We start from the raw sequence: 9,088 nt of genomic DNA on the forward strand, positions 1-9,088 counted from the left end.
AGGGCTTGCCACCTGCAATTTACAGACAACAAGCCCTTCTGGCTTCTTAAACAATTTTAATTTGAAAATATTGTCTAACTTTTTGGGTTCAGTTCAATTCTTGAATTTCCAGCTTTTGTGTTTTCTGTGAATATTACAGTGCCGCAATGACTGCGTCAGCAAATTCTTCTGTGGAAGCAGTACCGCCCATATCCTGAGTCAGTGTTTTGCCTTCGGAAATGACTTTTGTCACAGCCTGTTCAATGTCCGCAGCTGCTTTTGCTTCGCCCAGATGTGCCAGCATCAGGGAAGCGGAAAGGATTGCCGCAGTGGGATTGATTTTGTGCTGTCCGGCAATGTCAGGAGCGGAACCGTGGATGGGTTCGAAAATTGCGCCGCTAACACCGATGTTTGCGCTGGGAGTTAAGCCCAGACCGCCTACCAGACCTGCGCACAGGTCGGAAACAATGTCACCGTAAAGGTTAGGGCATACCAGTACATCATAGTCCTCGGGATGCATTACCAGACGCATGCACATGGCGTCTACGATGCTGTCGTTGAATTCAATCTGAGGATATTCTTTTGCAATCTGTCTTGCAATATCCAAGAACATACCGTCTGTGCATTTCATGATATTTGCTTTATGTACAGCAGTTACTTTCTTTCTGCCTTCTCTTACGGCAAAATCGAAGGCATAACGGATAATTCTTTCGCAGCCTTTTCTGGTGATAAGCTTGATGCTTTCTGCCGCATCTTCGCCAACCATATGTTCAATGCCTGCGTACAGGTCTTCGGTGTTTTCACGAACGACTACCAGATCGATGTTATCATAACGGCTGATGACACCGGGATAAGTTTTTGCAGGGCGAACATTTGCATACAGGTCGAAAATTTTACGCATGGCTACGTTTACACTGCGGAAACCAGTACCAACAGGTGTGGTAACGGGGCCTTTCAGCGCAACGCCGTTTCTGCGGATGGATTCGATGGTTTCATCGGGCAGGGGAGTGCCATATTTTTCAATCATAGCTGCGCCGGCTTCTGCCTGTTCCCATTCGATGGCAACGCCTGTTGCTTCTAAAACTCTTTTTGCGGCAGCAATGACTTCCGGACCACTGCCGTCACCGGGGATCAAAGTAACTTTATATGACATGGAATTTTTCCTCCTTCAATATCATTAGTTGGATTCTTTTGTATAGTTCAGCAGACCGCCTGCCAGCAGAATATCTCTCTGACGTTCGGAGATGTTCAGGCGAGTAGGGATTTCTTCCCCAGTTTTTACACAGGTTACATTGACGATCTGACCCTGTGCAGCGCCTTTGATCTGATCGGCAGCGTATTTGATGACAAATTCATCGCCTACTTTGATGTTGTCGTAGTCCCATTCGTTCACGAATACCAGAGGCAGGATACCGTTGTTGATGAGGTTTGCCATGTGGATACGTGCGAAGGATTTTGCAATAACTGCTTTTACGCCCAGCTGCAGAGGTGCCAGTGCCGCATGTTCACGGCTGCTGCCCTGACCATAGTTCTGACCGGCAATGATGAAGCCGCCGCCAGCTTTTTTCGCTCTTGCGGGGAATTCCGGATCACAAGGTGTCAGGCAGTAATCTGCCAGATAAGGCACGTTGGAGCGGAAGGGCAGGAGTTTTGCGTTGGAGGGCATGATATGGTCTGTTGTGATGTTGTCATCCACTTTGATCAATGCGCCGCCTTTGATTTCTTTCGGCACTTTTGTGTTTTTGGGGAAAGGCTGGATGTTAGGACCTCTTACCACTTTTACACATTCGCCTTCGGGAGCGGGAGGGATGATCAGGTTATCATTTACCATGAATTCTTCAGGCATAGGGATGACAGGTGCTTCACCCAATGTATGAGGGTCTGTCAATTTCCCGGTCAATGCGCTGGCAACAGCTGTTTCGGGGCTGACGATGTATACCTGAGCGGATTTTGTGCCGCTTCTGCCTTCAAAGTTTCTGTTGATGGTACGCAGGGATACCGCATTGGTTGCAGGCGCCTGACCCATACCGATACAAGGACCGCAGCCGCATTCCAGAATACGTGCACCAGCGGAAATGATGTCAGCCAGCGCGCCGTTAGCAGCCAGCATGTTCATAACCTGTTTGGAGCCGGGAGCGATAACAAGGCTTACGTTCGGGTCAACAGTTTTGCCTTTCAGCAGGGCAGCAACTGTCATCATATCTGTGTAAGAGGAGTTTGTGCAGCTGCCGATGGCAACCTGATCTACAGCCAAATCTTTGATTTCACTTACTTTTTTGATATTGTCGGGGCTGTGAGGGCATGCTACCAGAGGTTCGATTTCATCCAAAGCGATGGTGATTTCTTCGTCGTAGATAGCGTCGTCGTCTGCTTTCAGTTCAACCCAGTCTTCTTCACGACCCTGTGCTTTCAGGAATGCTTTTGTTACTTCGTCACTGGGGAATACGGATGTGGTTGCGCCCAGTTCTGCGCCCATGTTTGTGATGGTTGCTCTCTGGGGAACGCTCAGTGTTTTTACACCTTCACCAGCGTATTCCATCACTTTGCCGACGCCGCCTTTTACAGACAGTCTACGCAGCACTTCCAGAATCACGTCTTTTGCAGTTACCCAAGGGCTCAGTTTACCAGTCAGTACCACACGGCAAACACGGGGCATTGCAAGATAATAAGCGCCGCCACCCATGGCAACTGCTACATCCAGACCGCCTGCACCGATGGCAAGCATGCCGATACCGCCGCCAGTAGGAGTATGGCTGTCAGAGCCCAGCAGTGTTTTGCCGGGTTTGCCGAAACGTTCCAGATGTACCTGATGGCAGATGCCGTTGCCAGGTTTGGAGAAATAGATACCGTGTTTTTTGGCAACGGTCTGGATATATTTGTGGTCATCGGCGTTTTCAAAGCCGGTCTGCAATGTGTTGTGGTCAATATATGCAACAGATTTTTCTGTTTTGACTCTGGGAATACCAATGGCTTCAAACTGCAGATAAGCCATAGTACCTGTGGAATCCTGTGTCAGGGTCTGGTCAATTTTGATGGCGATTTCCTTGCCGGGAATCATTTCTCCGCTGACCAGATGAGATTTAATCAGTTTTTCAGTGATATTCATGTGAAAGCCTCCTCAATTTTCTTTCATTCTTTGATGTATGCCATAAGGTGTGGTGTCAGTTCCTGCATGGCAGCAATCAATTCTTCCTTACTGATATAGGCAACGCGACCGTCTTCGTACTGCTTATCTACCCAATCTTTCAGCAGTGCGACTTCAGGTGCGTTTTTATCAATTTTTGTATTACCTTCTAATTGCAGATTGTGGTTCAGCCAGTAAGCAATGCCGGCAGAACCGGAGTTTTTGTTGATTTCTACACCCAGAGGGCGGTTCAGGATTTTTGCTGTGTTAAAGATGTTGTAAATTTCTTCGTCTTTTGCAACACCGTCAGCGTGGATACCTGCGCGGGTTACGTTAAAGTCGGCACCAACGAAAGGTGTTCTTTCGGGAATCTTGTATCCCAGTTCTTTTTCGTAGTATTCGGCGATTTCTGTGATAACAGTAGGGTCCATACCATCCAGTGTGCCGCGAATCTGTGCATATTCCATAACCATAGCTTCCAGTGGTGTGTTGCCGGTACGTTCGCCAATGCCCAGCAGAGAGCAGTTTACGGAAGATGCGCCGTAGAGCCATGCGGTAGTAGCGTTTACAACAGCTTTGTAGAAGTCGTTGTGTCCGTGCCATTCAATAAGTTCGCTGGGGAACTGACCGAAGTGGTTGATACCATAAATGATACCGGGAACGCTGCGGGGCAGTGTAGCACCGGGATAAGGAACGCCATAGCCCATGGTGTCACAGAAACGGATTTTTACGGGAATCTGATATTCTTCCATAAGGTGACGCAGTTCCTGTGCAAAAGGAACGACAAAGCCGTAGAAATCGGCTCTGGTAACGTCTTCAAAGTGGCAGCGGGGACGAATACCCATGTCCAAAGCAGCTTTTACCACTTCCAGATAACCGTCCATTGCCTGTTTTCTTGTTTTATGTAATTTATTGAAAATATGGTAGTCAGAGCAGCTTACCAGAATGCCGCATTCTTCCAGATCCATATCTTTTACCAGTTTAAAGTCCTCTTTGGTGGCACGAATCCAACCAGTAATTTCCGGGAATTTCAGTCCCTGTTCCTGACAGGCACGAATGGCTTTCCGGTCATTTTCGCTGTAAAGGAAAAATTCGCAGGTTCTGATTTTGCCTTTGGGACCGCCCAGACGGCTTAACATTTTATATAATGTTACAATCTGATCAACGGTGTAGGGTGCACGTGCCTGCTGACCGTCACGGAAAGTTGTATCAGTGATCCAGATCTCATCAGGACAGTTCATAGGAACCAGTCGATAGTTGAATGTAACTTTTGGTACTTCGTCATAATTGAAGTTGTCACGGTACAGGTTTGGTTCTTGAACATCCTGCAGGCTATACTGATACTTGTACAGTTCCAGCAGATTTTTCTTCTTGTTGTAAGTAAGCAATAGAATCACCCTTTCGTCTGAAAAATGAATTTATAAAGACAATTGTCTTTGCATGTCTTTGGAAATTCTGTTTGTATTTTTATTTATTAAATATATCAATGAATTATAGAAAAGTCAAATAGATTTATTGAATAGATTTATGACTTATTTTTCAATATAATGAGAAAAATGTTGATATTTCAATGTTTTTATTTTGCTAATGACAATATAACAATTAAAAAAATATATAAATTAAATTTTTAAACACAGAATTTAAAAATAAATTATAGAATTATTTAATAATTTAACGAGAGAAAAGAAATGGAATCGTTCATTTTTATGAATGCTTTTTGGGATGCTCAATCCTTTTTATAGAAAATATGCGGAGTGTTTGAATGCTTTGAATGAATATAAATACATGTATAGCAGGTTTGGAAAATAGCCAGAAAACTGGTGATTGTTCCCAATCCACATACATGGTATACTCAATACAAGAAGGAGATGAGAATGATGGAAGAAACATATTTGCTGTTGATGGAAAAAATTGTGGAATTGACAGAAAAAAACGGCGAAACCGATGCAGCTGCTTTGGCTTGGGAAACAGGTATGAAACACGGAGATATTTTGCTGCGGTTAAAAGAAATGGAAGAAAAAAATTGGCTGGTTACATACGAAATAGACATGTGCTGCGGCGAGGAGTATATTGTGGATGGATTGACGGATGCAGGAAAAGCAGCATTAGCCGAATTGAAAAAATAAGTATTTATAAAAATCTAAAAATTGGAAACAAAAAACTCCGAAAAGATATTGTCCTATATGGCTTAAAAAACTGTAGGATTAATCTGATTCGGAGTTTTTTTATGCAAAAATCTTACTGTTTTCCTGTAAACAATTTTATTCATCGTATAAGGTCGTATAGGGATAGCCGTTGCTTTTTCTATATTGTGGTGATATGCTAAAGCTGGAAAAGTACCAAAAAGGAGTAGATTTCTTTGAAAAAACTGCATTGTCTGTGGAACAGGAATGCAGTTTTGTGGAATTCTCAGATATTGATGATGCAACTGTGCGGCAAGAACGGGGTGATGCTATGGAAGATACAAAACAGAGCAATAAAAAATTTCATATGAATATATTGTATGTGGTGTGGCTGCTTGGTTTATTCCTGTTTTTGCTTGTTATGGGAAATTGGTATTGTGTGAAAGTATACGGCGGAAACTTGTTTTATATTGCTTTGGCAAAAATGAAGTTTCCGCGGAAGAAAAAGCGTTTCTAAAGGAAAGAGGCACTTTGATTTATGGAGAAACACTGGATTCTTTTCCAGCGCAGATTTATGATCCGATGATGGAATCAGAAAATGGATTTGCCATTGATTTGATGAATCAATTAGCCTGGGAAATGGATACAACAATTGAGTTTCAGCCAGTGATTTGGGCGGATTCCTTTACATTGTTGGAAAATGGAACAGTAGATATGATTCAGATTTCCTATTCAGAAGAAAGAGCTGAGAAATATTATTTATCAGCACCTATTTATCGCAGTAAGGGTGTCGTTTTTTTGCGAGATGATGGGGAAGAAATTACAAAGCTTCAGGATTTGCAGGGGAAAACACTTGCGGGTATCAAAGCGGATTACGCGTTGACTGTTCTGAAGGAACATTATCCAGAATTAAAGATTTTGGAATATGACAGCATTGGAGAATGTGCAGAGCAACTGAAGGCACAGAATGTAGATGGAATAGTTGCGGATGAACAAAACATTATGTATTATGCTCAGGCTGAAAAAATGTTCCAAGATTACTATATTTTGGATGAAGAAGTGTATACAGAGGATGTTGTTTTTGCCGTGCGGAAAGAGGATGCAGTTCTGGGAAAAATCATTGATAAGGCAGTTTATAAACTGAGAACACAGGATGTGCTGGACAGGGTACAGAGAAAATGGTTTTTGACTTCCATTCTGGAAGATGCGTTGCCGCGGCAGTTCATTTATGTCTGGTTGGCAGTACTTTTATCAGGAATTGCAGGATTTTTTGTTTTTTTGTTTTGGTATATTCATAAGCATACCAGAATTTTGGTTGAGGTTCGGACAAGGGAATTAAATGCGGAACGTATGCGTCTGAAAACAGTGCTGGATGCCATTCCACAATATTTGCTTGAGGTGACACCGGAAGGACAAGTCCAACTAATGAATCAACGAGCAAAGAAAGATATGAACCAAAATGCGTTGTGCAGTGGGGATGCAGCTGTTATTACCCAGCCAGCAATTTTGCAGATGATAAAAACAGCTAAAATCGATGCCTTTGCACAGCAGGAAGTGGAAATCAACCAAAAGATTTACCGCATTACCTGCAGTGATATTGGAGGATTGTCCGAAAATGAAAATGTCATATTGCTTGCAGAGGATGTGACACTGCGGCGGATTCAGGAAAAACAAAACATACAAAATAATAAGATGATGGCAATTGGGGAATTGGCATCAGGCATTTCTCACGAATTGAAAAATCCTTTGGAAATCATTTGCAATTATTGCTATGCTTTGAAAAAAGGGATTTTACACACAAAGGAAGATTGTTTACAGACCATTTGCGTCATTGAAGAAGAAGCCAAAGAAGCCAATAAAATTGTGGAAAGTCTGCTGTCTTTTGCCAGATTATCCCCGACGGAAATTGGCGAAGCGGAACTAAAAGCATCTGTGCAAATGATTTTGCAGCTGCAGATGCCTTTGTTCCATCACAAACAGATTGCGGTCGAATTTAACTGTACAGAACCAGTATGGGTTTGCTGTACCCAAGAGGGACTGAAAAAAATATTTATCAATTTGTTTACCAATGCCATGGATGCCATGGAGGCAGTAAAAGACAGACAGAAGAAAATTCGAATTTCTGTTATGTTAACGGAAAACTTTGCCGTAGTAGAAGTGGAAGATAATGGCAAGGGGATGAAAGCGGAAGAAAAGGAACGAATTTTCAATCCATTTTATACAACCAAAAGCACTGGTACAGGTTTAGGACTTTATCTGGTATACCAACAGTTGGAAGAAGTTGGCGGAAGTATACAGGTTTATAGTGAGGAAGGGCAGGGAACGCTGTTTCGCGTTATGCTGCCATTGAAAAAAAGTTTGGGGGAATGATAATGTGTGAGAAACAAGGCAGACTGCGTATATTGGTAGTGGACGATGAACAGAAACAGCGTCAGATATTGAAAATACTGCTGAACAGTGAGGGGTATGAAGTGAGAACTGCTGATTCTGTGGAAACGGCACTGGAAAGAATGGCAGAAAAAGAGCCGGATATTGTCATTACAGATCTCCGAATGGAAGGACAGGACGGCATTGCCCTTTTGGAACAGACAAAGCGGAAATACCCTAATTGCAAAGTGATATTACTGACAGGATATGGCAGTATAGAAAACGCTGTGGAAGCCATGAAAAAAGGTGCTTGGTTTTACTTTGTCAAAGGGAAAGGTCCAGAAGAATTGCTGGCAGAACTGCGCAAACTTCAGAATGCATATTTGTCTAAGCAAAATGGAAAGCGGTTGCAGGAAGAAAATCGAAATTATATGCTGGATACAAAAAATGAAGAGCTGCGGAAAATTTTTCGTATTGTAGAACGTGCAGCAAAGAGTTCTGCCAATATTTTGATATTAGGGGAATCTGGTGTAGGCAAGGAAGTATTTGCAAACTATATTCATCAGCTCAGCAGACCAGATCGGAAATTTCTTGCAGTCAATTGCCATGCACTTTCAGACAGTTTGATGGAATCCGAGTTGTTTGGTCATGAGAAAGGTGCTTTCACTGGTGCCATTGGAACATATAAAGGAAGATTTGAAGCAGCAGAAGACGGAACACTTTTTTTAGATGAAATTGGGGATATTCCGCGTAATGTGCAGTCAAAATTGCTTCGTACACTGGAAACAAGAACCATTGAACGTGTTGGCAGTACACAAAGTATCCCTGTGGATTTTCGCTTAATCAGCGCTACCAATGTGGATTTGGAACAGGCAATGAAAGATGGAGATTTCCGCAGTGATTTATATTATCGGCTTTGTACGATTACGATTGTATTGCCGCCATTGCGGGAAAGAAAAGAAGATTTGCCAGAATTGATCCGCTTCTTTTTGAAAAAATATGGAGCAGAACAGGAAAAAGAAATGAAAGAACCGGATGCAGAAGTAGGGGATGCATTGCTGGCTTATAATTACAAAGGAAATATTCGAGAATTGAAAAATGTAATCGAGCGTTTGGTGGTGCTTTCAGAAGATGGGACAGTCTCTTTGGAAGATTTGCCGGATCAATTTTTTGAAAAAAAGATGCCAGTAAAGGAATCCTTCGGTGGAAGCTCCTTGAAAGAGGTGCGCATGCAGGCGGAAAAAGAATTAATTTTAGAAGTATTGCAGATGCAGCAATGCAAAACAAAGGAAACGGCAGAACATTTGGGCATCAGTGAACGACAGTTGTTTAATAAATTAAAAGAATACGAAATTGATCTGAAGAAATTGAAAATGAAGCAAAAGGAAAAATCAAAACCACCCGTTGAACGGGTGGTTTGATCAGACCCTATAAGGGTCTATCTCTTGTGGTAGCCCCCTAAAGGGGGCATTGAATAGTCTGGCAACCACACTTT

At 42.6% G+C, this 9,088-nt stretch carries 6 protein-coding genes; 3 read left to right on the forward strand and 3 right to left on the reverse strand.

All coding sequences use genetic code 11. The features are described 5' to 3' along the window. Positions 1-133: 133 nt before the first annotated feature. The 3 genes from BUB35_RS16740 to BUB35_RS16750 are packed head-to-tail and all read right to left on the reverse strand — an operon-like array spanning position 134 to position 4,491. Positions 134-1,132: an isocitrate/isopropylmalate dehydrogenase family protein gene (locus BUB35_RS16740; RefSeq protein ID WP_072853634.1), complete on the reverse strand. Its 999-nt coding sequence runs from the start codon at positions 1,130-1,132 to the stop codon at positions 134-136. A 24-nt stretch (positions 1,133-1,156) separates the two neighbouring features. Further along, positions 1,157-3,085, reverse strand: coding sequence for an aconitate hydratase (locus BUB35_RS16745; RefSeq protein WP_072853636.1), 1,929 nt, complete (start codon positions 3,083-3,085; stop codon positions 1,157-1,159). A 23-nt stretch (positions 3,086-3,108) separates the two neighbouring features. Then, positions 3,109-4,491, reverse strand: coding sequence for a beta/alpha barrel domain-containing protein (locus tag BUB35_RS16750; protein WP_072853638.1), 1,383 nt, complete (start codon positions 4,489-4,491; stop codon positions 3,109-3,111). Between the two features lie 486 nt (positions 4,492-4,977). On the opposite strand from BUB35_RS16750, the gene BUB35_RS16755 reads away from it, so the two are divergent. The 3 genes from BUB35_RS16755 to BUB35_RS16770 all read left to right on the forward strand — a co-directional run bounded on the left by BUB35_RS16755 (position 4,978) and on the right by BUB35_RS16770 (position 9,014). Beyond that, positions 4,978-5,229: a hypothetical protein gene (locus BUB35_RS16755; protein ID WP_087989778.1), complete on the forward strand. Its 252-nt coding sequence runs from the start codon at positions 4,978-4,980 to the stop codon at positions 5,227-5,229. A gap of 528 nt (positions 5,230-5,757) precedes the next feature. Further along, the gene (locus tag BUB35_RS16765; protein ID WP_072853644.1) at positions 5,758-7,596 is read left to right on the forward strand and encodes an ATP-binding protein; all 1,839 of its coding nucleotides are present in this window, start codon (positions 5,758-5,760) and stop codon (positions 7,594-7,596) included. A 2-nt stretch (positions 7,597-7,598) separates the two neighbouring features. Then, positions 7,599-9,014 carry a sigma-54-dependent transcriptional regulator gene (locus BUB35_RS16770; RefSeq protein WP_072853646.1) on the forward strand — a complete coding sequence of 472 codons (1,416 nt, stop codon included), beginning with the start codon at positions 7,599-7,601 and terminating at the stop codon, positions 9,012-9,014. Positions 9,015-9,088 lie beyond the last annotated feature (74 nt).

Source organism: Anaerotignum lactatifermentans DSM 14214 (assembly GCF_900142265.1).
GTDB classification, from domain to species: Bacteria; Bacillota; Clostridia; order Lachnospirales; family Anaerotignaceae; genus Anaerotignum; species Anaerotignum lactatifermentans.